Here is a 26,127-nt window from a genome sequence, read left to right as displayed (position 1 = left end):
GGTCGGCCGCCGCGTTTGGCCAACCCTATCCGTCCGATGATCATCCGCGCGGAACATCTCACGAAGCAGTTCAAGAGCTTGCGTCGCAAAGACGGCGTCGTCGGCACGCTCGCGAACCTTTTCTCGCGCGAGTACGACCTCAAAGACGCGGTCAAAGACGTATCGTTCGAGCTCGAGGCGGGCGAGCTCGTCGGCTATATCGGTCCGAACGGCGCCGGAAAGTCGACGACGATCAAGATGCTCACGGGCATCCTCGTGCCGAGCGCCGGATCGTGCACCGTCAACGGCGTGGTGCCGTGGCTCGATCGCAAAGGCAACGCGCGCCAGATCGGCGTCGTCTTCGGCCAGCGCACCCAGCTATATTGGGACCTGCCGCTCATCGAATCGTTCCGGCTTCTCCGCGCGATATACGGCATTCCGCAAGACCGCTACGAACAGAACCTCAAGGCGTTCACCGATCTGCTCGACCTCGACGAGTTCATCCGCACGCCCGTGCGCCAGCTGAGCCTCGGTCAACGTATGCGCGGCGATTTCGCGGCCGCGATGCTCCACGAGCCGAAGGTCGTGTTCCTCGACGAGCCGACGATCGGACTCGACGTCGTCGCGAAGGAAGCGATCCGCGAGTTCATCGCGCGGACGAATCGCACGCGCGGAACGACGTACATCTTGACGACGCACGACCTCAACGACGTCGAAAAGCTGTGCGACCGCATCATCATCATCGACCACGGCAGCAAGCTCTACGACGGAAGCATCGATGCGATCAAGGAGCGATACGGCGCCAAGCGCGTCCTCACCGCCGACCTCAACGTCGCGTGCGCCGACATCGAGGTCCGCCTGCCCGGTACGACCGTCGTCGCGCGCGAGGGTCATCGCATCACGATCGAGTTCGACCGCACCCGCGTCCGCGCGGACGAGCTCATCGTCGAGCTTTCGCGCACCTGCGAGCTCAAGGACGTGACGATCGCGGAGCCCGAGCTCGAAGTGATCATCCGCCAGATCTACCAAAGCGGTCTCGAGCCGCTCACGGCCGGAGCGACGACGTGAGAACGATATTCTCGTCCACGCTCCTCGCCGCGATCGCGATTGCAGCGATCGCGCTTCCTCGCTCCGCGATCGCGGACGACGCGACGCCGGCGCCGATCTACGCGCTCGACCCGCACGCGGGCTCGTGGCTTCACGGTCCGAATCTGCCGGCACCGCGCCAAGACTCCGCGGTCGCCGTTCTCGACGGCCACATCTACGTGATAGGCGGCTTCGGACCCGGCGGAAGTCCGACGACGTCGAACTTCGTCCTCGAGCAGCCACCCGGCACGAACCTCACGCCATCGGCATCGGCGGCGCCCGCTCCGGTCTTTCCGGTCGGTTCGTGGACGAGCGCGCGCGCGATCCCGGAAGCGATCGACCACGCCGCCGCCGCCGCGCTCGACGGCTTCATCTACGTCGCGGGCGGATCGGTCGAGAAGCTCGTCTCGAACAAGTTCTGGCGCTACGATCCCGCGGACGACACTTGGGCGACGCTGCCACCGTTGCCCGTGCCGCGCTATGCGGCGACGATGCAGCCGTTCGGCGGCAAGCTATACCTCATCGGCGGTGCATCGTCGCACGGACAGGACGAACGCAGCATCGAGGTCTACGATCCGGCGACGGCATCGTGGAGCATGATCAGCGACGCGCTCGGAACGGAGCGCGAGGCGTCGCAGACAGCGCTGTTCGGCGGAAAGATCGTCCTCGTCGGCGGACGCGACCGCGAAGAGCACAACATCGCGTCGTGCGATCTCTACGATCCCGCGCACAACGGCTGGTCGGTCTGTTCGAGCCTGCATCTCGCGCGCAGCCATTTCGGTCTTGCATCGGTCGAAGACCGCCTCTTCGCGATCGGCGGCGGCAATCTGCTCACCAGCGTCACGACGCAGACGACGGAGATATCGGGGCAAAACGGCGAGGGATGGATGGATGGGCGATGGCTGCCGTTCCCACGCGAAGGGATGGCCGTCGCCGTGCTCGGGCACATCGTCTGGGTCATCGGCGGATCGAGCTCCGACTCGACATCGCCGACCGCGAGCGTATTGCGCTACGTCATCCCGGTCGTGAAGGTGAAGTTCGGCGGCCGCGCGCCCCCGTGAGGCTCGAGGCATACGTCGAGTTCGCCAAGCGCGCGTTCTCGCGCGAAGGCACGTATCGATTCCAGGTATTCAGTCGCGTCGGGTCCGTGCTCTTGCGCGTCTTCCTGCTCGCCACGCTTTGGACGAATCTCTACCGTGCGAACGGCGAGCAGGCGGGCATCCCGCTGCACAGCATGCTCACGTACGTCGTGCTCGCGTTGCTGCTCGACATCGTCTACGGCATCAACGGCGCGTACGTCGTCCGCGAGAAGATCCGCGAAGGCACGATCGCGATCGACTTCATGCGCCCGATCAGCGTGCCGCTCTACGTCTTCTCGGACACGCTCGGCCAGACCGGATTCGCCCTGATCCAGTGCGTGCCCGCGCTCGCCCTGTCGGCGTTCCTCGTCCACATCGACGGTCCGCCGTCGGCGCTTGCGCTCGTCGCCTTCGTCGTCGCGCTCGCGATCGGGTTCGTCGTCAACTACTTCATCGATATGATCATGGCGACGATGACGTTCTGGACGATGGAGATCTTCGGCATCCAGATCATGGTGCAGTTCATCGCGTCGCTGTTGTCGGGATCGCTCGTGCCGCTATACTTCTTCCCGCAAGGCCCGATCCAACAGATCCTGTTGAACTCGCCGTTCGCGACGCTCTACAACGTGCCGCTCTCGATCTGGATCGGCAAGATCGAGCCGGCGCAGTATGTCGCGGCGCTCGGGATGCAGCTGTTCTGGGCGGCCGTCCTCGGATCGTTCGCCGTGTGGCTGTGGAGCGTCGGCGAGCGCAAAGTGGTGATCCAAGGTGGTTAGCGCGGCGCGCTACTGGGATGCATACAAAGAGGTGTGGCGCCTCAACGTGCTGACGCTCATGGAGTACAAGGCGAATTTCTTCATCTGGTTCGTGTTCACGATCGTCTACCACGGTGTCGCGCTTACCGCGATATGGGTCATCCTCACCAAGTTCCCGTCGCTCAACGGTTGGGCGCGGACCGACGTCTTTTTCCTCTACGCGTTGTGGATGGTCGGCCACACGCTGAACAACTCGCTCTTCTTCATGGTCGGCGACGTGCCCGAAGCCGTGCAAGAAGGCCGGTTCGACCGGATGCTCGTGCGACCGCTCGATTCGCTGTTCCAGATCATCGCGCAGCCCGGCCAGAATTTTCCCGACGATTTCTTCGTCTCGATCATCGTCTTCGGGATCGCCGCGGCGCTCGTCCACCTGCAATGGACGGCGGTCGTCGCATTCCTCATCGTGATGACGATACTTTCGGCCGCCGTCATCGACGGCGCCGTCCAGCTGGTCGTCGCGACGCTCTCGTTCTGGGTCATCCGGCTCGACGCGCTGCGCTGGGTCGTCATGTCGCTCGAAAACGATTTCACACGCTTTCCGCTGTCGATGTACAATCGCGCGGTGCGCATCATACTCGGCTACGTCTTTCCGTTCGCATTCATGAACTATTTCCCGGCGACCGTGCTGCTGCACAAGACGGCCGACGCCGCGCAGTTCAATCCGGCGCTCGGTTGGATGGCGCCGCTCGTCGCAGCGATATGGGCCGCCGGATCGCTGACGTTCTGGCGCATAGGACTCAACCGATATCAGGGAACGGGGTCGTAGGACCGGCGTGCGGCGGACGCTGCTTTAGAACGCGATGCGGTCCATGAGCCAGCGGAAATACGTCTGGCGAGGTGACTCATCGGGACGCTGCCAGAGAGAAAGCCCGCAGCAAATGCAGGCGAGCTCGAAATCGCTGTAGCCGAGCACCGGGTATCGGAACTCGGTCCGGTTGAGACCGGGCGATTGGCACTTCGGGCATCGATGTGCCCGCGGCGCGTCCGAAATCACGCGGGTGGAGTTACCCGGCAAGAAGAACTTTCCTACTGAAATGAATCTCACAGCTCCGATCATCGACCTTACGAACTCATATCCACGTGGACCGCGCGAACGTCTCGCCGGCGTGAGCATGCTGGCGCGCACGATCGACAAAGCCCGCGCACAGCTCGCAGGCACGCTTGGCGAATACGTGTACGATTGCCCGATGGACCGTCAGCTCTTCGCGACGCTCGGCATCGCGAGCGACGAGTTCCTCGAAGTGGTCTCGCGCTCGCCGGACGACATCGCCGTCGTCGCCTGGCTGCGCGGTCGCAACGCGATCCCCGAGGGCGAAGCGCTCGACGGGCACAACGACTCGATCGAGAACTGGGCGCCGAAATCCGCCGAGAGCAAGGCGCGGTTCGAACGACAGCGTGAGGTCCTCGCCCCCGGCAGGGCGGACATCACCACGTGGACCGATCTCCTCGACGTAGAAGAAGGACGACTCGCCGCGGTGGCAGGCTAGCCGCCAGTTGCCGGTCCGAGGGATCGACCCCGCGAATGTTCCCGAGCGATATCGGGCGATTCTCACGCGCAATCCGTTCGCCGAGCACTTCGACCTCGAGGTCGTGGCGCTCGAGCGCGGACAAGCGATCCTGCGCTTCCCGTTCCGGCCGGAGCTGACGCAATACCAAGGCGCCGTCCAGGGTGGCATCGTCGTCGCGTACGCGGACGCGTCGCTCGCGTTCGCCGTCGCGTCGATCGTGACCGAAGGGCGCGACTTCGTCACGACCGAGCTGACCGTTCAATACGTCCGGCCGCTGACGTCGGGTATCGCAACGGCGACCGCAGTCATCGAGCACGCAGGGCAGACGCTCGTGCGCGGGCGCGCAAAAGTAGAAAATGAATCCGGCAAGCTCATCGCGCTTTGCATGTCGACGTTCATGATCGTCGATCCGCGGGCGAAGACGTGACGCCTTTTTCGATCCGCGAATACGTCCGTTGGGGCGACGTCGACGCCGCGGGCGTCATCTGCTACGGCGCTTACGTGCGCTTCATCGAGATCGCGGAGACCGAGCTTTTCCGCGCAGCCGGCATCCCGTACGGCAAGGTCTTCGAGCGTTTCGACTGCTGGCTGCCGCGGGCGAGCTACAAGATGGAATTCCGCAAGCCGGCAGTTCTCGACGAGCAGCTCACCGTCAACGCGCGTGTCGGGCGCATCGGCACGAGCTCGATAGCGCTCGAGTTCACGTTCGACGACGATGCGGGCGAACGTGTCGCCGACTGCAGCATCGTCCTCGTCTGCGTCGACAGGAAATCGTTCAAGCCGAAACCGGTCCCAGAAGAACTCCGCAAAGCCCTCGCGCCGTTCGCGGGCTAGTTAGAGCGATTTTCTTCGTTCGGTTTCAAGCAGACGCCGCAAGGTTCCATGCCGACTTCGTGCGCTTGCGCTTCGGTGAGCGCGAGGATTGCGCCACCCGATTCGACGAGCGCTTGATGACAAGGGCTGCCCGACGCGTGGTACAGCCGCTCGCCGATGATGCATACGACGTCCATCGCGCCGTGATTCAGCGCCTCCCTGAATGGGGCCTCGCCGCGATAGCCTGTGACGGAGCTGTGACGCGCGATGAGGTTGTGATGAAGGCCTCACAAAACCGCGCAACGGAACGAACTGAAGACGATGGCGCCACGTTTCCTGGACATGATACTCCACGACATTCCCATCTCCGCCGGCCTGGCGCTGCTGAAGATTGAAGGCGAACTCGACTTCGCCGGCGCGCCGGCCGTTCGAACGGCGCTCGCGAAAGCGGCTGACCACGACGCGGTCGCGCGCATGGTGATCGATCTCGGTGACGTCACGGCAGCGGACGATCGCGGCGTCGCGTCACTCGCGGCGGCCGTGCGACAGGCGGTCGCCCGTCATCCAGCCCTGCGCGTCATCGCCGTCGCGCCCGACTCCTCGCTCGCGGGCGCGCTCTCGAAGGAGAAGATCCCGGTCTACGGCCGCGGCGCAGACGCGCTCCGCTTCATCGATCCGGAGCAAGCGGCGTAAAAGATCCTCAAGGCGCGAGGAACGAAACGGCCGGCCGAATCACTCGGCCGGTCGTTTCATTTCGCCGATGGCAAGATCGTCAGCGGTCGAGCTTTAGCTCGACCGCTACAAACTAACCCTATTCTTGCGTGGTCGTCACGCGGCCGAACAGGTGGTGCGCGACGCGCACGTAGTGCAGATCGGAGGGTTTGGGCCCTTCATATCGAGCGATGTAGTCGACCGGCTGGATCTCCATCCAGCCGTTGCGATATTCGGTCGTCGGCTTATCGTGCTGGCGCGTCATGACGCCGCGCGCGATAACGAGCTCGCCACGATGCAGACGCATGCCGCGGATGAAGTACTTCATGTCGCGAAAACGCTTGGGGGCTTCGACGACGACGAAATTCCCTCTGTGATCGATGAGCCACACCTGCAGGTCACCGTCTATCTCGTCGGACTTGTGGGAGAAGTACCCGACGACTTCGACTTCTTGTCCGACAGGCGCGTCCTGGATGCTATCGATGGCGACGCGCGTCGCAGTGGCGGAAGCAGGAACGGGTATGGTTTGCGATGGTACGGCGAGCGCCGAAGTCACGAGCGCGCCGGCGACGGAGACGATCGAGATGATGGAAGAAAATATCATGACTAGCGCTTTCATGCAGCCCTTCCCACGTGCCTTTCGCGAAAGGAGCGCGAGTGCGACGTCACATACTCGACCTATCAGCTGGGAACCAAGGGCCGCCCCATCTTCGTTCCCGACTCGTCACGACCACGACTATCACGTCACCGGAGGAGAATTCACACTATGATCCACCGATCGTTCCGGTCAGCAGTCGTCGCGCTCGCCGCCGCGCTGCTGATGCCGGCCGTCGCGCTCGCCGACACGAAGTCTGCCTTCACCATCGGCATCGGCGACTTCGTGCCGTCCTCGCCGTCATCGAGCCTCGAAGGTTTCGAGCCGTTCCCCGGCACGTCGATAAACCAGCATGGCGATATCAGCTTCGAAGTATCGTTCGGTCAAGGCGTGATCCCGGGCGGCTACCAGATAACCGCGATGGCGCTGCAGCAGAAACAAACGGGGACGTATCTGTCGCCGATCGGCCCGTTCTCGGCGGACGAGACCATCACGCAGATCCCCGTCTTCATCGAAGGCAGCGGCGCCGGCCTCGGACCCGTGCGCTTCGGCGGCGGGCTCGGCTACGATTTCGTGTCGCACAGTCTACAAGGCGGTCAGGCCAGCAATGGGCTCGTCGGCGACACGTACCTCGATATTGGCGCCGGCTCGGGAACGTCGGTCGAAGCCAAGTACATCCTCGGCACGCGTTCCGCGCTCACAGGTTTCTATTTCGGCATCAAGACAGCCATATAAGGCTGTTCTCGCGGGGCGCGCTATGGTATAATCAGAACTTGAGCGCCCTCGTGCGCTTTTCTGATGTCCCGCAAGTGAGGCCCATGAAAGACGCCGCATCGCCGTCGTTCGGCAATATCGATCGCCTTCTCGAGGAGATCGGCAACAAGTACCTGCTCGTCAACGTCGCGCGCGTGCGTGCGCAGCAGCTGGTCAACGGCATCGAACCGCTCGTCGAAGGAGCGAATCCCGAGAAGGCCGTGACGACTGCGTTCTCCGAGATCCGTACCGGCAAGCTCGATATCGAAATGGACACCACACCGCAAGGGAACGGCCGGCGAGGTTAGGTCGGTCGAGATAAATCTCGACCGCTCCCATATCAGCGTTTAGCAAGACCGCGGCGGTCGAGATAGATCTCGACCGTTCCCTTTTCTAGCGCGGAGTTTTGCGCCACTTCGCAGCAGAGCGCGGCGTCTCTCGCACGATCACCTCATCGATGCTCACGCGCGTGCCGACGACCGCCTGCAACTTGCGGACGAGCACGATGCAGATGTTCTCCGCGGTCGTCTGAAGGCCGGTCTCTTTGAAGTCCGCCAGCTCGTTCAGATCGCGATGATCGAATTCGTCGACGACCGCTTTCAGCAGGTTGAAGTCGACGACCATGCCGTGGAGCAGCTCCTCGGCTGACGCGACGATACGAACCGTATAGCGATGACCGTGCCGGCGATTGCATGGCGATTCGTACGGCACGTCGAGCTGATGCGCGGCGTCGAAGTGGCACGCATAGGAGATCGAGATCAACGGCCCGGCTCTCCGCCCCACATCAAGTAGTGGAGCTGCGGCAGCACGCGCACGTCGAAGCGGCGCCAGCGTTCCTCTCCGATGACGCGGTCCGCGATCCGACGCAGCGCCGCGCTATAGTCCTCGCCTCGTCCGGCCGAGCCGCTCTCGGGCTGCAAGATCACAGGCGTCGCCGCGGGCAACTCGTTCTCGATCGCGGCGAGGCAGTCGAACGCCTCGTCGAGATCGCGGCCGTCCGCGATGACGAACTTCACATGCATCCGCCCCGGCGCGCTCGCGCAATACTTGCGGAGCACTTCGATCTTGGGCTTGTAGCCCGAGCTTCCGACCTTCGGGCTGAGCGAGAACAGCGACACCTTCGGCAGATCGGCGAACATAGCGCCGCTCGTCTCGACCGTCACGTGGTGGCGCGGCGTGAGGCGATCGACGAGCGGCCCGATGTCCTGCGCGAGAGGTTCGCCGCCGGTGATGACGACGCGCCGATAACCGCTCGCGAGAGAAGCGAGATCGTCGATCGACATCGTGCGTCCTGCATCGCCGGCGAGCGCATACGGCGTGTCGCACCACGTGCAGCGGAGCGGGCAGCCATCCAGCCGGATGAAGAACGACGCAGAGCCGACCAGCGAGCCCTCGCCCTGCAACGATGGAAAGGTCTCGCTCACTTCGAGCGTCGAGACGGCGAGCATCGCACAGAAATTCTCGAAGGTCCGTTTAGGCACCCGCTGTGGACCGCGCGTGCGAGAGGCGACCCGCTATCGGCGTCGAAGGCCGGGGTCCTTTCGGTCGCGTCTCGCGATCGCTCGAAATGGCCGGCTGCTCGACATGCCGGCCGCTCCGACGGCCGGCACCCGCACGATGTCGGCCGCGCCTTCCTTGGAGGAGGTGTATCACATATGGCTGCACAGGATGCCGCCGGCATCAGGAACGTGGCGATCGTCGGTCCGCACCACAGCGGCAAGACGACACTCGTCGAAACGATGCTCTCGCTGTCAGGCGCCGTCACGCGCAAAGGATCCGTCGTCGACAACACCGCGACGACCGACCACGACCCCGAAGCGCACTCCCATCAGATGTCCGTCGCGCCCGGATTCGCTCACGCGACCTCGCAAGGCGCGCACATCAATCTCATCGATTGCCCGGGGGCGATCGATTTTTTTGAGGACACGAAGTTCGCGCTGCTCGGTGCGGACGCGGCGATCGTCGTCGTTGAAGCAGACCCGAATCGCATCGCGCAGGTCGAGATGCTCGTCACTCATCTCGAGTCCGTCAAGATGCCGCACTGCTTCGTCATCAACCGTATGGATCGTCCGGGCGCCGACTTCCCCGCGACCTACGCCGAATTGCGCCGGCGTTTCGGCAATCACGTCGTCGCCGAGCAGGCGCCGATCGGTCAGGGCGACGGTTTCGCCGGGTACGCCGACGTCGTCGCGATGCAAGCCTACAAGTATGCCGACGGCGGCAAGGCGTCGCCGACCGCCATGCCCGACGGCATCGCGGACAAATCGCACGAAGAATTGCTCGAAGCGCTCGCCGACTTCGACGACCATCTCATGGAAGAGATCCTCGAAGGCGTCGAGCCGCCAATCGACGAGGTCCGAAAAGACCTCACCGACGACGTCAGCACCGATCGCATCGTTCCGGTGCTCGTCGCGAGCGGCGTCAAGAGCTTCGGCGTCGCTGAACTGCTCGACGTCATCGTCAGACAGTTCCCCGACGGCACGCACGCGGTTCGCGCCGACAACGCAGGCAAGATCATCGAGCCGTCGCCGAGCGGGCCGGTCGTCGTCCAGATCTGTAAGACGTTCGTGCACCCGCAAAGCGGCAAGCTTTCGGTGGCGCGCGTGCTCTCCGGCACGCTGACGCCGGAGACGCAGCTCGTCAACACGTCGCGCGGCGACACGAAAGAGCGTCCGGGCGGGCTGTACGCGCTGCAAGGCAAGACCCAGACCGCCGTGCAGAGGGCCGAGCCGGGATCGCTCATCGCGATCGCCCGGCTCGAGGGCGCACAAACCGGCGACACGCTGTGCTCCGGCGGCGCCAAGACGGTCATGCCGGTCCCGACCGTGCCACGGCCGCCGTTCGTCCTCGCGATCCGGCCCCACGATCGCAGCGACGAGTCGAAGATGTCGCAGCTGCTCGCGCGGCTGCGCGATGAAGAGCCGACGCTCGTCGTCGAGCGCGCCGACTTCACCGACGAACTCGTCGTGCGCGGGCACGGCGAGATGCAGCTCACGGTCATCGCCGAACGCATGGCGCGCAAGTACGGCGTCAAGCTCGACTCGCAGCTGCCGCAAGTGCCGTATAGAGAGACCATCACGGCGAAGACGCAGCAACAAGGCCGCTACAAGCACCAGACCGGCGGCCACGGGATGTTCGGCGACGTCCATCTCGAGATCGAGCCATTGCCTCGCGGCGAGGGCTTCAAGTTCGCCGAGCGCGTCGTCGGCGGCGTCGTACCGAAACAGTTCTTCCCCGGCGTCGAGAAGGGCGTACGCGAAGCGCTTGAAAAGGGCGCGGTGGCGGGCTTCCCCGTCGTCGACGTCCGCGTCACGCTCTACGACGGCTCGTATCACAGCGTCGACTCGAATGAAGCTGCGTTCAAGATGGCTGCGTCGATGGGCATGCGCGACGGGCTGCCGAAATGCAATCCGTCGCTGCTCGAGCCGATCCAGCGCGTGGAGATCCTCGTACCGACCCACTACACGAGTGCGGTGCTCCAACAGGTCTCAGGGCGGCGCGGTCAGATCCTCAGCTACGGCGCGACCGACGATCGCCCGGGTTGGGATTTCGTGAAAGCGCTCGTTCCGCAAGCGGAGATGCAGCGCTATCTCACAGAGCTGCGCACGGCGACGCAAGGTCTCGGGTATTACACGGCCTACCACGACCATTTCGAGTTCGCGCCGCCGAAGGTCGTGCAGACCGTCGCGGCCGCTCGCAAGGAACTCGCCGCCGCCAAGTGAGGGCTCCGCTGGGGACGCTCGCAGAAGGACGAGGATGAACGAAGCCTATTGCCGGCGGGCGCTCGATGTGGCGCTGCGCCGCAGACCGTTCGCTCTGCCCGCCGCGAAAGCGCGCTACGGACCCGATCGGCCCGCGAAGGTCGACCACATCGCGTTGACGCTGTCGTTCGACTTCGAGCGCAAGATCCTATACGGCCGCTGCGCGACGACGTTCACCGCCGTCGGCGCGACCATCTCGCACGTCGATCTCGACGCAGCGCAGCTGACGATCCTCAAGGCATCGACGCCGGCGCGCAAGCAGCTCGACTTCGACATGACCGGCACGAAGCTGCGTGTTGCGCTCGACACGCCGTTACGCGCCGGCAAGTCGGCGACGATCATCATCGACTACGAAGCTCGGCAGCCGCGTCAAGGCATCTATTTCATCGGGCCGGACGAAGGCTATCCGAAAAAACCGGTCGAGGTGTGGACGCAAGGCCAAGACGAGGACGCGCATTACTGGTTCCCGTGCATCGACTATCCGAACGCGAAGGCGACGACCGAAGTCACGGCGACGGTGCCGAAGGGCTTCTTCGTCCTGAGCAACGGTGCGCTCCTCAAGACGACGCGCGATACGAAGCGCAAGACGACGACGTACCACTGGCAGATGGACGTCCCCCACGTGACGTATCTCGTGACCTGCGTCGCCGGCAAGTTCTCCGAGCACACGGACATGGTGGGCGATATTCCGGTCTCGTACTACGTCCGGCCCGGTCGCGAGGCGGACGGCGCCCGCTCGTTCGGCGCGACGCCGAAGATGGTGAAGTTCTTCGGCGATATCCTCGGCTATCCGTACCCCTACGCGAAGTACGCGCAAGTCGCTGTCACCGACTTCATCTTCGGCGGGATGGAGAACACGACGGCGACGACGCAGACCGACGACACGCTCCACGACGCGCGCGCGCATCTCGACTTCTCGAGCGATCCGCTCGTCGCGCACGAGCTCGCGCATCAATGGTTCGGCGACCTGCTCACGTGCCGCGACTGGTCCCATGCGTGGCTCAACGAAGGCTTTGCGACATACTTCGAGGCGCTCTACCGCGAATTCGATCGCGGCGAAGACGAATTCCAGTACTACCGCGTCGCGCTCCAGGACACGTACAAGCGCGAGGACGCCGAGCAATACCGCCGCGCGATCGTGACGAACGTCTACATGGAGCCCGTCGAGCTGTTCGATCGTCATCTCTACGAAAAGGGCGCGTGCGTGCTGCACATGGTCCGCAGCCGTCTCGGCGACGACCTGTTCTGGAAGGCGATGGGGCGCTACGTCGCAGACAACGCGACGCGCAACGTCGAGACCGTCGATCTCGCGCGCGCGATTGAAGAGGTCACCGGTCTCAATTTCGCCCCGTTCTTCGACCAGTGGGTCTTTCGCGCCGGTCACCCCGAGTTCGACGTCGCGTACGAATGGGATGACGCGCGCGGGCAGGCGGTCCTCACCGTGAAGCAGACGCAGACGGTCGACGAGCAGACCCCGCTATTCGACACGCCGATCACGATCGAGTTCGGCCACTCGAGCGGCGCGTCGGAGTCCTTCACGGTCGACTGCGATTCGACCGAGCAGACGTTCCACTTCAACTTGCGTGCGAAGCCCGTGACGTGCGTCTTCGACCCGCGCGGCGATATCTTGAAAGCGCTGAAACAGCATGTGCCGTTCGAGATGCTCGCGCGTCAACTGACGACGCATCCGTTCGTCGCCGCCCGCGTCCAGGCTGCGCGGGCTTTGTCCACCGATACGTCGGCTGCGAGCGTTGAAGCGCTTGCCGGCGCGTTGCGTTCAGACAAATTCTGGGGCGTTCAAGCGGAAGCGGCTCGTGCGCTCGGCCTTATCCGTGGCGATCGAGCGTTCGCGGCGCTCGCAGCGGCCACGAAAGTGAAGCACCCGAAGGCGCGAGCGGCGGTCGCACACGCGCTCGGCGATTTCCGTTCGGAAGATGCGGTGAAATCGCTGACACCGCTCGCCCGCAAAGACGCGTCTTATTTCGTCGAGGCCGAGGCCGCGACGTCGATCGGCAGGACGCGCGCGGCGAGCGCGTTCGATATGCTCAAGAAATCGATGGCGAAGGAGTCCTGGAACGAGGTCGTGCGCTGCGGCGCGCTCGCCGGGTTCGCCGAGCTGGGCGACGAACGCGCCGTGCCGATCTGTCTCGATTGGACGAAATACGGTCGTCACAGGCGCGCCCGCCGCGCGGCGATCGGAGCGCTGGCGAAACTCGGCGAGGGGCGCAAGGACGTGCGCGAAGCGATCATCGCGCTGCTCGACGACCGCTCGTTCGACGTCCGCATCTCGTCGGTCATGGCGCTCCAGGCGCTCCACGACATCGCGGCGTTGCCCGCGCTCGAGGCGATCGCGGCGCAAGACGTCGACGGACGGCTCAAGCGCCGCTGCGCCGAAGCGATCAGAGCCATTCGCGAGCACGCCGAGCGGCCCGCGGAGCTCGTGAAGCTGCGCGACGAACTCGTCGAGTTGCGCGCGCAGAACCGCGCGCTCGGCGAGCGTATCGACAGGCTCGAAGCGAGCGGCCGCACGGCGGCATCGAAAAACGGCCGCAAAGCCGCGCCCAAGAGACGCTGACCGCGTGGACGCGTTGGACGTGCGCACGGTTCTCGTCGTCGAAGACGAGGCCGATATCGCACGCATCATCGGTCTCGCGCTGAAGCTCATCGGCCATTGGGAAGTCGTGACGTGCGACGGTGCCGACGGCGTCGACGCGGCGATCGCGCAGCGCCGTCCGGATGTCATCGTACTCGATCGGATGCTCGCCGGCGCTGACGGACTCGACGTGTGCAAGCGGCTGAAGGCATCGCCCGCGACTTCCGAGATACCGATCGTCTTCTTGTCGGCGAAGTGCACGGACAGCGATCGCGCCGAGGGTCTCGCCGCCGGTGCCGCCGGCTATTTGGACAAACCGTTCGATCCCGTCGTGCTCGCTGACCGGGTGCGCGGCATCCTCGCACCGAACGCGCGGCAATAGATGGACGAACAAGAGAGCAGGCCGCGCGTCGTCATCGCCGATGACGATCCCGACATCCGCCGTCTCGTCGAGATGACGGTGACCAACGCGGGCTGCGACGTCACGGTCGCATCGGACGGAGAAGAAGCGCTCGAGTGCGTCCGGGAGTCGAAGCCTGATCTCGTCATCCTCGACGTGCTGATGCCGCGGATGGATGGCTGGGAAGTGGCGCGCGCGCTCAAGAGCGATCCGGCGACGGCCGAGGTACCTGTGATGTTCCTCACATCCCGCGGTCAGGAACATGATGTTCTCGAGGGCTTCGATTCCGGCGCCGTCGACTACATGGTGAAGCCGTTCTCGCCACGCGAGCTCCAAGTGCGGGTTCGGGCGGTCCTCGCCAAGCGTCAATAGGCCTCCCCCGCCGATATCCCTATATGTAGATGTCGCTCGAACTCGTCACGCTCGAACTCGTGCTGTCGTCACTTGGCATCGCGCTCGCGTCGCTCGTCTTGTTCATCATGACGATGCGCATGTATCGCGAGTGGCGAGCGGCGGTGCACGTGCACGTGCGCGAGTCGATGACCAGCGTCCTCAGCAAGATACTCGATACCGAACGCGCATTTTCGATACAAGATCGCGCGGTGCTCATCGACGGCGAGCAGCTCTACACCATCCCGAAGCCGGGCGGTCCTGTCGGCGATGCGGTGCGAGAGTTCCTCGTCGACCATCTCAGCTTCATCAGCGGCGACCTGCGCGGCCGGCTCGTGACGATCCTCGAGTCCGCCGGTTACGTCGCGGCGTCGATGCGCCAGCTGCGCTCGCCGCTCGGCGAGACGCGTCTCAAGGCATGTATGATGCTCGGCGGCATGCACTCGCGCATCGCGATCCCGGCGCTCATCGAGATCTTCAACGACGATCCGGACGCGATGGTGCGCATCACGGCGGCCGAAGCGCTCGGCGTCGTCGGTGCCGAACCTGCCGTCGCGCATCTGCTCAAGGCGCTGCGCGATCCGACGCGCTTCCAACAGGTCCGCGTCGCGGAAGTCCTCGCCCGCATGGGCATGATGGCGGTTCCCGCGCTCACCGCTGCCATCGACGACGACGACGCACGCATGTCCGCGCTCGCGCTCGACATCCTCGCCGACATCGGCTGGATGTCGGATTTCGATCCGGCGATCCGCGCCTTGACGCACGTATCGCCGGAGGTCCGTGCGCGTGCGGCAGAGGCGCTCGGACGAGCGGGCGCGCTCGAAGCGACCGAAGCGGTGATGAAAGCGGCCGCCGATCCCGCCTGGTTCGTCCGCGTGCGCGTCATGAAGGCGCTCGAGGCGCTCGGTGCGCCGCACGAACGCTCGCAACGCGCGCGCTACCTCGGCACGCTCGAGCAAGGGCTCCACGATGGCGTATGGTGGGTGCGACAGCATGCCGCCGAGGCGCTCGTCAAGGTGGGCGAAGACGGGCGTCGACTGCTCGCGCGAGCGATGATCGAAGCGCCCGATTCGCCGGCGCGCCGCGCATCGGTGTCCGCGCTGCAGCTCCATCTCATCGCGTCGGCTGCGAAATCTCGTAAGACGGCGATCGCACGATGATGGCTGCCGTTTTCGCTTTGATCCCGCTGCTCGTCGCCGACGAAGCGCCGATCCACCTCTTGCTGCGCAAGATGATCCTCGCGTTCAACGACGTCGTGTTCTTCTACGTCATCTTCGTCGACTCGGTATACCTCGTCTTCACGCTCATGGCGCTGGCGGAAGTGCGGTCGTACTTGCGCTCGCGCGACAAGGAGCGGCTCGAGCAGATCTTCCGATCGCGCCTCGTGCCGCCGATCTCGATCCTCTGTCCGGCGTACAACGAAGGCGCGACGATCGTCGAGTCGGTGCGCTCGCTGCTCCGTCTCAAATACAGCAAACACGAAGTCGTCGTCATCAACGACGGCTCGAAAGACCAGACGCTCCAATATCTCATCGAAGCTTTTGGTATGGAGCGTCTCGAGTTCACGTTCGAGAACTCGGTGAAGAGCAAGCCCGTGCGCGGGCTGTACGCGTCGCCGCGCTATCCGAAGCTCATCGTCGTCGACAAAGAGAACGGCGGGAAGGCCGACGCGCTCAACGCGGGCATCAACGCGTCGCGCTATCCGCTCTTCTGCACGGTCGACGCCGACGCGCTGCTCGAAGAGGACGCCCTGCTCCACGTCGTCAAGCCGATGCTCGACCGCACGAAGTTCGTCCCGATCACCGGCGGCATCATCCGTGCCGCGAACGGCTGCCGCGTGATCAAAGGCCGCGTCGAAGCGGTCGGCTTGCCGCGCAGGCCGATCGAGATCTTCCAGATCGTCGAGTACATGCGAGCGTTCTTGTGCGGACGGACGGCGCAGTCGGCTTTGAACGTCATGCTCATCGTGTCGGGCGCGTTCGGGCTCTTCCACAAGGCGACGGCGAAGATCGTCGGCGGGTACTCGACCGACACGGTCGGCGAGGACAAGGAACTCGTCGTCAAGATCGTCCGTCACTTGAAAGAGCAGAAGCGCGAGTATGAAGTGCTCTTCGTACCGCAGACCGTCTGCTGGACGGAGGTGCCGGCGACGTGGGAGACCCTCGGCCGCCAGCGCAATCGCTGGCACCGCGGGATGTTCGAGGTGCTTCTCAAGCACAAGGACCTGTTCTTCAACCGCACCTATGGGCGCGTCGGCTGGTTCGGCATGCCGTATTTCTTGTTCATCGAGGCGATCGGCCCGATCGTCGAGCTCTCAGGCTACATCTTATTGCCGCTCGCCGCGCTGCTCGGTCTGCTCGCGCCGCTCAACGCCTTCCTTTATACGATGTGCGCGGTGGTGTTCGGCATCATCCTATCGGTGAGCTCCGTGCTGTTGGAAGAAGCTTCATTCCACCGCTATCCGCGCTGGAAAGAGCTGCTGACGCTCAACTTGTACGCCATCATCGAGAACTTCGGCTACCGGCAACTGACGCTCTGGTGGCGCCTGCGTGGCACGATCGACTGGATCCGCGGTCAGAAACAATGGGGCGCCCAGCAACGCCAAGGCTTCGGCTCGCCCGCCAAAGCCGCGTAAGAAATTGAATGGAGCGGTCGACCTTCACGGTCGACCGCAGACGACCTTACAGACGAATGACTTGTGGCGGTCGAGCTTTAGCTCGACCGGAGACGACCTTGAAGCAAGGCCGCGGCGGTCGACCGTAAAGGTCGACCGCTCCCTTTCCCCACTCAAGAACAACCGCGGCGGTCGAGCTAAAGCTCGACCGCTCCCTTTCCTCACTCAAGAACGACCGCTACAAACGACGGTCGCGATCAGAATGGGGCGAAGTTGACGATGCGGCCACCGGCGTCGATCGCCCAGATCGAGTTCTCTCCAGTGTCCAGGTGCGAGGAGTCGAGCGGTGCGGTGAACGGTGCCCCGCTCGGATTACCGACCTGGCCGTTGAAGTCGATGAGCTCGGACGTCGCAGTCGCTTGTCCGATGCCGGCAGCGGTCGCCGTTTCGTACTTCGTCATCGAATACGATCCCGCCGGTTCGCCGGTGAAACCGAAGACCGCATCCTTGCCCGAGACCTCGCCTCCGATGTTGCTCAATCCGACGAGCGAAGCGGGCGTATAGAGGAAGTTCGCCTGAGGCGTCAACGACAACGTCGAGCCGGTCAGTGTGAACGTGATGAAGTCGGACGAGCCATCTTGATGGTAGACCGTGAAGCCGCTCGGCGGCGTCGTCGTCAGTTCGATCGCGTCGGCGGCGTAGATCGGCGATGTCGACGTCGATGAGTACGTGCCGGTGCCGCTTCCGCTCGACCCTTCGGTCGCCCACCACTTCACCTTGCCGTTCCCGCCGTCCACGATCACGACGATGAAGCCGACGTCGACCGCGATCGAGCGCGACCCCGCGCCGAGTCCGTCGTTGAAGGTGCCGGCGGACGTGCACGTCGTCGTGGCTGACGTCATCGAGGCGCAGCCTTGCACCTTGCCGGTCGCGTCGACGAACCATGTGAGCCCGTTCGCGTCCATCGCGACTGCGCTCGGAGAGTAGTTCGCAGGCAAGGTATACGTTCCGAACGGCTGGGCAGTATTGCTGAGATCTTGGATCTCCGTGAACTTGCCCGTTCCGCCGCCCGCGAGCGGCGATTCGAGCGCTCCGAGCGCGACGTTGACCGGGTCGACGACGAGGTCGACCGGTTTATAGCCGCTGATGAAAGGCGCGACGCTGAACTGCGCACCGACCGCATTGCCGCCCGTACCGCCGGAGCCGGAGTGCGACTCGTTGTGGTGATGCAACGCGGTGAGCCCGATCCCGAGCCCGATGAGCGCGAGCAGCGCGACGAACGGCTGCGACTGCGCCGGAACCGAGCTGCCGGGATCGATGGGTTGCGAACACCCGCTGATCGGACCGGTGAGAATCGCTACGGCGAGAGCGACGGCGATGAATCGACGCACGAGTGAGTGATCTCCGGCCGGCCCCGCGCAGGGGACGACGCCCGCGATGCGGCGAGCGCAGCAAAAACCTTCGACGGGTCGGTGGGTGCGGCCCCCCGCGGGTCGAAGCGTGGCGGCCGGAGGCCGGCAAAGCGTGACCAATCACGACATGAAGATCGGGTTTACCGCCGTGGTCCGCGTCGAACAATCGCGGCAGATCGGCACGTTCGCGAAGATCGCTGAAGCGATCGCACGCGTAGGCGGCCGGATCGGCGCGGTCGACGTCAGCCAGGCGACGCGGCGCTCCGCCGTCCGCGACATCACGATCGAAGTCGGAGATGAAGAGCACCTGAAGCACGTCGTCGACGCGATCTCGGCGATCGAAGGCACGCACGTCGTCGACGTCAGCGACCGGACGTTCCTCGCGCATCTCGGCGGCAAGATCGAAGTGCTCGGCCGCATACCGCTCAACAATCGCGATGCGCTGTCGCGCGTCTATACGCCGGGCGTCGCACGCGTGTGCCTCGCGATCGCCGACGACCCGTCGAAAGCATACACGCTTACCGCGAAAGCGAACATGGTCGCCGTCGTCACCGACGGCACCGCCGTCCTCGGGCTCGGCGACATCGGTCCTTTCGCCGCGTTGCCGGTGATGGAAGGCAAGGCGATGCTCTTCAAGGAGTTCGGGCGCGTCGACGCGTTTCCGATCTGCCTCGATACGAAAGACGTCGACGCGATCGTCGAAACGGTCGTGCGCATCGCGCCCGGCTTCGGCGGGATCAATCTCGAAGACATCTCATCGCCGCGCTGTTTCGAAGTCGAACGCCGACTCATCGAGCGACTCGACATCCCGGTGATGCACGACGATCAGCACGGCACGGCGGTCGTCATACTTGCGGCGCTTATCAACGCGCTCAAGGTCGTCGGCAAGAAGCTCGAGGACGTCCGCGTCGTCATCCTCGGCATCGGCGCGGCCGGCGGTTCGTGCGCGAAACTCTTGCTCTCGGCGGGCGCGGGCGACGTCATCGGCGTCGGCCTAGAAGGCGCATATGTCCGCGGCACGACGTACGACAACCCGATGAAGCAGTGGATCGCCGACAACGGCAACAAAGATTTTCGCTCGGGCAGCCTCGAGGACGTCATTAAAGGCGCCGACGTCTTCATCGGGCTGAGCGGGCCGAATGCCCTGTCGCTCGACGCTGTGAAGTCGATGGCGAAAGACTCGATCGTCTTCGCGATGGCCAATCCGGTTCCGGAGATATCGCCGGATCTGGCGGAGCCGTATGTCGCGGTGATCGCGACCGGACGTTCGGACTATCCGAATCAGGTGAACAACGTGCTCGCCTTCCCGGGCATTTTCCGCGGCGCGCTCGACGTGCGCGCGAGCTGCATCAACGAGTCGATGCTGCTCGCCGCCGCACACGCGATCGCCGGCGTCATCGGCGACGACGAGGTGTTGGCGGATTATGTGATCCCGAGCGTCTTCGACAAGCGGGTCGTGGAAGCGGTGAGTCGCGCCGTCGCGAATGCAGCGATCGAGTCGGGCGTCGCGCGCAAAAGGATGAAATCAGAGGAGGCCGTTCGAACGGGCAGCGCATGAAAAGCGAGCCGAAAGTACGGGCATCGCTGCCGGAGGGTCTCACTCCGGAGCGGTTGCTCGAGATGTACTATTACATGGTGCTCACCCGCACGTGCGACGACCGCGGGTTCGCCCTCAACCGTCAAGGCAAGATCCCGTTCGCAGCGACCTGCCAGGGACACGAAGCGATCCAGGTCGGCGCCGCGTTCGCGCTTCGGCGGGGCGTCGATTGGCTCGTACCCTACTATCGCGACACGTGCATGGCCCTCTCTTTCGGCGTGACCCCGCGCGAGCAGCTCATGTGTCTGTTCGCGCGCAAGGGCGACATCTTCTCGAGCGGGCGTCAGTTCCCGAACCACTATAGCGTGCCGGATCGTCAGATCGCGAGCATCTCGAGCATCATCGCCGCCCACGTCACGCATGCCGTCGGCATCGCGCTCGCGGCGAAGATGCGCAAACAGAGCGCCGTCGTGCTCACCTCGTTCGGCGAAGGCTCGACGAGCGAGGGCGAGTGGCACGAGGCGCTCAACTTCGCCGGGATCCACAAAGTGCCGATCGTGTTCCTTTGCGAGAACAACGAGTACGCGATCTCCGTCCACCAGTCGTTGCAGATGGGCGTCAAGAACGTCGCCGATCGCGCGGCCGGTTACGGATTCCCCGGCGTCATCTGCGACGGCACCGATCCTGTGCAGTCGTACGAGACGGTCCGCGACGCGGTCGAGCGAGCTCGTTCGGGCGGCGGGCCGACGCTCGTCGAAGCGAAGTGCTATCGCGCGATGTCGCACACGAGCGACGACAACCAGCTCACGTACCGGACCCCAGACGAGATCGAGGCGGTGAAGACGCGCGACCCGATCCCGCGCTTCGAGAACTGGCTGAAAGAACGCGGCATGATCGACGATGACACGATCGCCGAGCTCAAAGCGAAAGCGCTGCGCGAGGTCAACGACGCGACGGATTGGGCCGAAGCGCAGGCGCCACCGACCGAAGCCGACCTCTACACGCACGTCTACCACTCCGGCCCCCTTTCTTAAGGACGATCATGGCGACGAAGAATCTCCTCGAAGCGGTACGCGAAACGCTCCACGACGCGATGGCGTCGGACGAGCGCGTCTTCATCATGGGTGAAGACGTCGGCGCGCGCGGCAACGTCTTCCTCATCACCGCCGGATTCCAAGAAGAGTTCGGGCGCGAGCGCATCATCGACACCCCGCTCGCCGAAGCCTCGATCGTCGGCGTCGCGATCGGCGCGGCGATGGCAGGCTTGCGGCCGATCGCCGAGATCCAATTCGCCGACTTCATCTATCCGGCGTTCAATCAGATCGTCGGCGAAGCGGCGAAGACGCGCTATCGCAGCGCCGGCGGCAACTCGTGCCCGCTCGTCATCCGCACGCCGTACGGCGGCGGCGTGCGCGGCGCGCTGTCGCACTCGGTGAGCATCGAAGCGCTCTTCTACCACGTGCCTGGACTCAAGGTTTTGGCGCCGTCGACGCCAGCGGATGCGAAGGGCTTGTTGACGAGCGCGATCGCCGACGAAGACCCGGTGCTGTTCCTCGAGCACAAGCGCACGTATCGGCTCATCAAAGGCGAGGTGCCCGAAGGCCGGCATACCGTGCCGATCGGAAAGGCGGATATCGCGCGGGCCGGCAAGGATCTGAGCGTCATCACGTACGGTCTCATGCGGCATTTCGCGGTCGAAGCGGCGGAGAAGATCGCTGCAGAAGGCATCGATGCCGAGGTCGTCGATCTTCGCTCGATCCGTCCGATGGACCGCGAGACGATCATCAACTCGGCGACGAAGACGCGACGTGTCCTCGTCGTGCACGAAGACAACAAGTTCGGCGGCGTCGGCGCGGAGATCTCGGCAGCGATCGCCGAGGAGGCGCTCTTCGAGCTCGACGCGCCCATCAAGCGCTTGTGCGGGCCCGACGTTCCGGCGATGGGCTACGCGAAAGAGTACGAAGAAGCGTTCATGCCGTCGCCAGAGCGGATCGCCGACGCGATGCGCGAACTCGCGCAATTCTAGACGTACGTGAATGTAGCGGTCGAGCTTTAGCTCGACCGGCCGAGCGAAGCTCGGCGAGGGTCGGAGTTGGCACAAGTCATCATGCCGCAGCTGGGCGAGACCGTCACCGAAGGAACGGTGGGACGCTGGCTCAAGAAAGTCGGCGACCGGGTCGAGAAGTACGAACCGCTGCTCGAAGTCGAGACCGATAAGGTCGCGTCCGAGATCCCGTCACCGTTCGCCGGCACGCTGACGTCGATACTCGCGCAGGAAGGCACGACGGTGCCGGTGGGCGTGGCGATATGCGAGATCGGCGAGGCGGCGATCGGTGGAGCGCCGTCGTCGAGCGGTTCGAGCGCAGCGGCGCCTTCGACCGCGACATCCGCGAGTCCGAGCGGTGCAAGCCACGCGAACGTCGGCGCGACATCGCCGAGCCCCGTTTCGACCGGCGGCAACGGCGTGCGGTACTCGCCTGCAGTACGTAAGCTCGCGCGCGAGCATCGCATCGATCTCGGTTCGGTCTCCGGCACGGGTCGCGGCGGCCGCGTTACCGCGCACGACGTGACCGCGCATGTCGGCTCCGGCGCCGCGGCCGCAGATCGCTACTCGCCCGCGGCGCAAGTCGCAAGCGCAACAGTTGCAGCGCCGCGCATTCCCACGGCGGTACCGGCGCAGGTGCCTATCGCGCCTGCCGGTGATGAAGACGTTGTCGTCCGTCTCTCGCAGATGCGCAAGACGATCGCCGAGCGTATGGTCCTCTCGACCTCGACGATCCCGCACGCGTGGTGCATGATGGAAGCCGACGTCACCGAACTCTCGCGCTGGCGCGACAAGGAGAAGGCGGCGTTCAAGGCGCGTGAGGGCGTCAACCTGACATACTTGCCGATCGTCGTCTCGGCCGTTTGCCGCGCGCTGCGCGATGTGCCTGCCGTCAACAGCACGTGGGCGGGCGACCACATCATCATGCGCAAGCACATCAACGTCGGCATCGCGATCGACGTCGAAGACGGCTTGGTCGTGCCGGTCGTGCGCGACGCTGACCGCTACAGTCTCGCCGGCCTCGCGCAAGCGATCAACGAGATCGTCGACAAAGCACGCAAGCGGCGACTGACGATGGCAGATCTCACCGACGGAACGATCACGGTCGACAACACCGGTGCGCTCGGCAACATCGCATCGGTGCCGATCATCAACCCGCCGCAGGCCGCGATCATCACGATGGAAGCGGTCGTCAAGCGACCGTGGGTCGTCAACGACGCCATCGCGATCCGCTCGATCATGAATCTGTGCATGTGCATCGATCACCGCGTCCTTGACGGGGCGGCCGCGTCCCGGTTCCTAGGGTCGGTGAAGGCGCAGTTGGAGTCGTTCCAACCGGCTTAAGGGCTGGCCCGGCGGACGGGAAAGGTCGTCTTCCGGGCGAACCCCAGGTGCGGCCGCCACGTGGAGACGGCCTGTCGCGTCCGAACGTCTACGAAAGGTTTTCGATGAGCTTGAAGCATCGACGCTTCGCAGCCGCCGCCGTCGCCGCGCTCACCGCATTCGTCCTATCGTCTTGCACCGGCAGCGATCTGCCGATGCCGCCGAACGGTCCGAACGGCCAAGGCTTCTCCACGAACAACGCGCTCGTGCGGGTGGTCAACGGATCGCCCGACGCCGGCTCGCCATGCACGGTTTTCGGCGTCGCGACGACGTGCGTCGACGTCTTCCTCGACGGCAAGCTGGTCGCGCCTTTCGTTCCGTACTCGCAAGGCGGACTTCCCGGTTCCGCGGCGATCTTGCCGTACGTCTCGGTCGTGTCCGGCCAGGTGTTGATCCAGATCTTCGCGTCCCCGACGACACCCGGCGGTCCCGAGGGCAGCGAAGTCTACGGTCTGCCCATCGCGACGTCGGCGAACAACAAATACTCGTTCGTCCTCGCAGGCCAGACGATATTGCCGCCGCCCGCGCCGCCGTTCTTCCAGGGCTACCTCTACAAGGACGGCTTGTTCCAATCCGGATTCGGCGATGTCATGGGCGTATTCCATAACGCTTCGCTCAATGCCGGTTCCGTGCAATTCACGGTCAATTGCAAGGCGTGTCCGACGAATCAGCCGATCGGCAATCCGGCCGCAGCGGGTGTTTCGCGTGGTCCGACCAGTCTTATCCCGTCGGGCGGCTACACGCTCGGCACAGCGACCGCATCGATTCCGGCCTCGGCGCTCAATGGTCTCAATACCGGCGACGTTCTGCCCGATCCGCTCGGCAAGCAGAACGTCAGCATCTACGTCGTCGACACGCTCGGCAGCGGCTTCCAGATAATCGGCATCGAAGACACGAACGGCTAGATCAGCTCGATCGCTATTCAATAGAAATAGGGAGCGGTCGAGATTTATCTCGATCGCCGCGGTCTTTTAAATAGGAATGGGGAGCGGTCGACCTTTATGGTCGACCGCCGCGGTCTTTTAAAATGGGAATGGGGAGCGGTCGACCTTTATGGTCGACCGCCGCGGACTTTCCCTCGATGATGTAGTAGGCCGAGCGAAGCTCGGCTAGTCGAGGGCGCGCAGTTCGACCGCTCGATAACCCCACACGAGCGCGACGACGACGATCCCCAAACCTGCGAACGTGAAAGCGACCGGCAATGACGAAACGCTCGCGACCGAACCGAGCACCCACGTACCGAGCGGCATGAGACCGAGGAACGTCATCGTGTAAAGCGCCATGACGCGCCCGCGCATGTCGATGCGCGTGTACGTCTGCAACAGCGTGTTCGCCATCCCCATGAAGAGCATGATCGTCGAGCCGAGCAAGATGAGCGCGATCGACGCGGTCAGCTCGCTGCGCGTGCTCGCGAATAGCGCGAGAGCGAGACCGGCGCAAAGCGCTGCGCCTATGAGAACTCGACCGCGATGGCGCTTCAATCCGATGAATGCCGTGGTGATCGATCCCACCAGCGCTCCGGCTCCGGCCGCGCTTCCGAGGATTCCGAGCGTGCCCGGCCCCCCGCCGATGACGCCCTTTGCGAACGCCGGCAGCAACTGGATATACGGGCGCGCGACGATCGCGACGATCGTCGAGAGGACCATGATGCCCATGAGCGGCGTGCTGCTGCGCATGTACCTGACGCCGGCGAGCATCTCGTGCCAGATCCCCGGCCGATGGACGCCTTCGACGGGTGGTTTCGGCGACATCATACCGACGGCGATGAGCACCGCGACGTACGACGCCGCATTGATATAGAAGCACGGTACGACGCCGATCGATGCGACGAGAACGCCTGCGAGCGCCGGGCCGATGATCGCCGGTCCGTTGAACGCCGCTGAGTTGAGGCCGATCGCGTTCATGAGGTCGCGCTTATGGACGATGAGCGGCACGAGCGACTGACGCGTCGGCGCGTCGAACGCGGCGCCGGCGGACGAGAAGGCCGCAACGATCATAACCTCCCATATCCGCACGACGCCGAACTGCGTGAGCAGGCCGAGGACGAGCGCGCTGCCTCCCATGACGCATTGAGCGACCACGAGGATCCGCCGACGGTCCATGCGGTCCGCAAGCGTGCCCGCAACGCCTGACAGGAGGAGCACCGGGACGGCCCTGACGAGGCCGACGAGACCGAGATACAAAGCGCCTTGGCTGGCGCTCGCCGCCAACTCGACGACGAGCCAGCCTTGCGCCAAGTACTGCATCCACGAGCCGGTGTTCGAGATGACAAGACCCGACCAGAGCAGCCGGAATTCGCGGTACGCGAGGGCGCCGAATCTGGAGCGAAGTGGTGGGGCGGGATCAAGTGTGGTGGAGTCTAGGGACGCGTCGACGGGCATTACGGTTAACTTTTCCGGAGGCGCAAGCCATGCCCTACCTCGTCGCACGCGCAATCGAGCGCGCATGTGCGCTCACGCACAACAAAACTTAAAGGACCGGGCATTGCTGCCCGGTCCTTTCCTGTTTGGTCGATGGCGCTATCGTCGCGCTCGGGATCTTAGAGTTTCCGGAACTCTGATCCGTCTGCGTAGACTTTACCGGGACGCGATCCCCGGGTCCATCATCCGGCTGGAAGCCGGATCCCCAACGGCGGGGTACCATCCCCGAGAAAC

At 64.4% G+C, this 26,127-nt stretch carries 27 protein-coding genes; 21 read left to right on the top strand and 6 right to left on the bottom strand.

The features are described 5' to 3' along the window. The first annotated feature begins 36 nt into the window (after positions 1–36). From VFO25_10025 to VFO25_09995, 7 genes are all read left to right on the top strand, one after another. Positions 37–1,047 carry an ATP-binding cassette domain-containing protein gene (locus tag VFO25_10025; protein ID HET9343238.1) on the top strand — a complete coding sequence of 337 codons (1,011 nt, stop codon included), beginning with the start codon at positions 37–39 and terminating at the stop codon, positions 1,045–1,047. After that, the gene (locus VFO25_10020) at positions 1,044–2,126 is read left to right on the top strand and encodes a kelch repeat-containing protein (protein ID HET9343237.1); all 1,083 of its coding nucleotides are present in this window, start codon (positions 1,044–1,046) and stop codon (positions 2,124–2,126) included. Before VFO25_10025 ends, VFO25_10020 begins: the two co-directional genes overlap by 4 nt. Further along, complete coding sequence (locus VFO25_10015; GenBank protein HET9343236.1) at positions 2,123–2,920, top strand: ABC-2 family transporter protein; 798 nt, start codon at positions 2,123–2,125, stop codon at positions 2,918–2,920. Before VFO25_10020 ends, VFO25_10015 begins: the two co-directional genes overlap by 4 nt. Then, the gene (locus VFO25_10010; protein HET9343235.1) at positions 2,913–3,725 is read left to right on the top strand and encodes an ABC-2 family transporter protein; all 813 of its coding nucleotides are present in this window, start codon (positions 2,913–2,915) and stop codon (positions 3,723–3,725) included. Before VFO25_10015 ends, VFO25_10010 begins: the two co-directional genes overlap by 8 nt. Positions 3,726–3,993: 268 nt before the next feature. Then, on the top strand, positions 3,994–4,446 hold the full coding sequence (locus VFO25_10005; protein HET9343234.1) for a DUF5069 domain-containing protein: 453 nt from the start codon (positions 3,994–3,996) through the stop codon (positions 4,444–4,446). A gap of 7 nt (positions 4,447–4,453) precedes the next feature. After that, positions 4,454–4,894: a PaaI family thioesterase gene (locus VFO25_10000; protein ID HET9343233.1), complete on the top strand. Its 441-nt coding sequence runs from the start codon at positions 4,454–4,456 to the stop codon at positions 4,892–4,894. Next, positions 4,891–5,301 carry a thioesterase family protein gene (locus VFO25_09995; protein ID HET9343232.1) on the top strand — a complete coding sequence of 137 codons (411 nt, stop codon included), beginning with the start codon at positions 4,891–4,893 and terminating at the stop codon, positions 5,299–5,301. Before VFO25_10000 ends, VFO25_09995 begins: the two co-directional genes overlap by 4 nt. On the opposite strand, the gene VFO25_09990 is transcribed toward VFO25_09995, so the two are convergent. Continuing rightward, the gene (locus VFO25_09990; protein ID HET9343231.1) at positions 5,298–5,477 is read right to left on the bottom strand and encodes a hypothetical protein; all 180 of its coding nucleotides are present in this window, start codon (positions 5,475–5,477) and stop codon (positions 5,298–5,300) included. The two genes, VFO25_09995 and VFO25_09990, sit on opposite strands and share 4 nt — an antisense overlap. Positions 5,478–5,601: 124 nt before the next feature. Between VFO25_09990 and VFO25_09985 the strand changes: the two genes are divergently transcribed. Beyond that, positions 5,602–5,973, top strand: a complete 372-nt coding sequence (locus tag VFO25_09985) for an STAS domain-containing protein (protein HET9343230.1) — start codon at positions 5,602–5,604, stop codon at positions 5,971–5,973. Positions 5,974–6,091: 118 nt separating this feature from the next. On the opposite strand, the gene VFO25_09980 is transcribed toward VFO25_09985, so the two are convergent. Continuing rightward, positions 6,092–6,610, bottom strand: coding sequence for a hypothetical protein (locus tag VFO25_09980; protein ID HET9343229.1), 519 nt, complete (start codon positions 6,608–6,610; stop codon positions 6,092–6,094). Positions 6,611–6,757: 147 nt separating this feature from the next. On the opposite strand from VFO25_09980, the gene VFO25_09975 reads away from it, so the two are divergent. Both VFO25_09975 and rpoZ read left to right on the top strand, forming a co-directional pair. Next, complete coding sequence (locus VFO25_09975) at positions 6,758–7,321, top strand: hypothetical protein (GenBank protein HET9343228.1); 564 nt, start codon at positions 6,758–6,760, stop codon at positions 7,319–7,321. Positions 7,322–7,404: 83 nt separating this feature from the next. Further along, complete coding sequence (gene rpoZ / locus VFO25_09970) at positions 7,405–7,647, top strand: DNA-directed RNA polymerase subunit omega (GenBank protein HET9343227.1); 243 nt, start codon at positions 7,405–7,407, stop codon at positions 7,645–7,647. An 85-nt stretch (positions 7,648–7,732) separates the two neighbouring features. On the opposite strand, the gene VFO25_09965 is transcribed toward rpoZ, so the two are convergent. Together VFO25_09965 and VFO25_09960 are read right to left on the bottom strand one after the other, a co-directional pair. Beyond that, complete coding sequence (locus tag VFO25_09965; protein HET9343226.1) at positions 7,733–8,101, bottom strand: 6-carboxytetrahydropterin synthase; 369 nt, start codon at positions 8,099–8,101, stop codon at positions 7,733–7,735. After that, positions 8,098–8,787, bottom strand: a complete 690-nt coding sequence (locus tag VFO25_09960) for a 7-carboxy-7-deazaguanine synthase QueE (GenBank protein HET9343225.1) — start codon at positions 8,785–8,787, stop codon at positions 8,098–8,100. The genes VFO25_09965 and VFO25_09960 overlap by 4 nt, the downstream gene beginning before the upstream one ends. 207 nt (positions 8,788–8,994) lie before the next feature. Here VFO25_09960 and VFO25_09955 point away from each other — a divergent pair, with 207 nt between their 5' ends. From VFO25_09955 to VFO25_09930, 6 genes are read left to right on the top strand one after another with little or no spacing between them, the layout of a single operon-like run. Further along, positions 8,995–11,061 (top strand): elongation factor G, encoded by a 2,067-nt coding sequence (locus VFO25_09955; GenBank protein HET9343224.1) that lies wholly within the window; start codon positions 8,995–8,997, stop codon positions 11,059–11,061. 34 nt (positions 11,062–11,095) lie between these two features. Further along, a complete protein-coding gene (locus VFO25_09950; protein ID HET9343223.1) occupies positions 11,096–13,675 on the top strand; it encodes a M1 family aminopeptidase in 2,580 nt (859 codons plus the stop codon). 4 nt (positions 13,676–13,679) lie between these two features. Then, the gene (locus VFO25_09945) at positions 13,680–14,075 is read left to right on the top strand and encodes a response regulator (GenBank protein HET9343222.1); all 396 of its coding nucleotides are present in this window, start codon (positions 13,680–13,682) and stop codon (positions 14,073–14,075) included. Continuing rightward, positions 14,076–14,465, top strand: coding sequence for a response regulator (locus VFO25_09940; protein ID HET9343221.1), 390 nt, complete (start codon positions 14,076–14,078; stop codon positions 14,463–14,465). Between the two features lie 29 nt (positions 14,466–14,494). Continuing rightward, positions 14,495–15,643, top strand: coding sequence for a HEAT repeat domain-containing protein (locus VFO25_09935; GenBank protein ID HET9343220.1), 1,149 nt, complete (start codon positions 14,495–14,497; stop codon positions 15,641–15,643). Continuing rightward, entirely contained in the window at positions 15,640–17,118 is a 1,479-nt protein-coding gene (locus VFO25_09930; protein ID HET9343219.1) for a glycosyltransferase, read from the top strand. The genes VFO25_09935 and VFO25_09930 overlap by 4 nt, the downstream gene beginning before the upstream one ends. Positions 17,119–17,354: 236 nt before the next feature. Here VFO25_09930 and VFO25_09925 read toward each other — a convergent pair whose 3' ends face one another. Continuing rightward, positions 17,355–18,488: a hypothetical protein gene (locus VFO25_09925; GenBank protein HET9343218.1), complete on the bottom strand. Its 1,134-nt coding sequence runs from the start codon at positions 18,486–18,488 to the stop codon at positions 17,355–17,357. Positions 18,489–18,621: 133 nt separating this feature from the next. On the opposite strand from VFO25_09925, the gene VFO25_09920 reads away from it, so the two are divergent. The 5 genes from VFO25_09920 to VFO25_09900 all read left to right on the top strand — a co-directional run bounded on the left by VFO25_09920 (position 18,622) and on the right by VFO25_09900 (position 24,378). Continuing rightward, positions 18,622–20,067 (top strand): NAD-dependent malic enzyme, encoded by a 1,446-nt coding sequence (locus tag VFO25_09920; protein HET9343217.1) that lies wholly within the window; start codon positions 18,622–18,624, stop codon positions 20,065–20,067. Further along, complete coding sequence (locus tag VFO25_09915; GenBank protein HET9343216.1) at positions 20,064–21,080, top strand: thiamine pyrophosphate-dependent dehydrogenase E1 component subunit alpha; 1,017 nt, start codon at positions 20,064–20,066, stop codon at positions 21,078–21,080. The genes VFO25_09920 and VFO25_09915 overlap by 4 nt, the downstream gene beginning before the upstream one ends. Positions 21,081–21,088: 8 nt before the next feature. Next, positions 21,089–22,072, top strand: a complete 984-nt coding sequence (locus VFO25_09910; protein HET9343215.1) for an alpha-ketoacid dehydrogenase subunit beta — start codon at positions 21,089–21,091, stop codon at positions 22,070–22,072. Between the two features lie 66 nt (positions 22,073–22,138). Further along, the gene (locus tag VFO25_09905; GenBank protein HET9343214.1) at positions 22,139–23,434 is read left to right on the top strand and encodes a dihydrolipoamide acetyltransferase family protein; all 1,296 of its coding nucleotides are present in this window, start codon (positions 22,139–22,141) and stop codon (positions 23,432–23,434) included. A gap of 110 nt (positions 23,435–23,544) precedes the next feature. Further along, entirely contained in the window at positions 23,545–24,378 is an 834-nt protein-coding gene (locus tag VFO25_09900) for a hypothetical protein (protein HET9343213.1), read from the top strand. Between the two features lie 204 nt (positions 24,379–24,582). Here the strand turns inward: VFO25_09900 and VFO25_09895 are convergent, their stop codons facing one another. Beyond that, positions 24,583–25,854 carry an MFS transporter gene (locus VFO25_09895; protein ID HET9343212.1) on the bottom strand — a complete coding sequence of 424 codons (1,272 nt, stop codon included), beginning with the start codon at positions 25,852–25,854 and terminating at the stop codon, positions 24,583–24,585. Between the last annotated feature and the right edge of the window lie 273 nt (positions 25,855–26,127).

It is taken from the genome of Candidatus Eremiobacteraceae bacterium (assembly GCA_035710745.1).
Lineage (GTDB): Bacteria > Vulcanimicrobiota > Vulcanimicrobiia > Eremiobacterales > Eremiobacteraceae > JANWLL01.
This window is presented reverse-complemented; position numbering and strand designations above follow the sequence as displayed.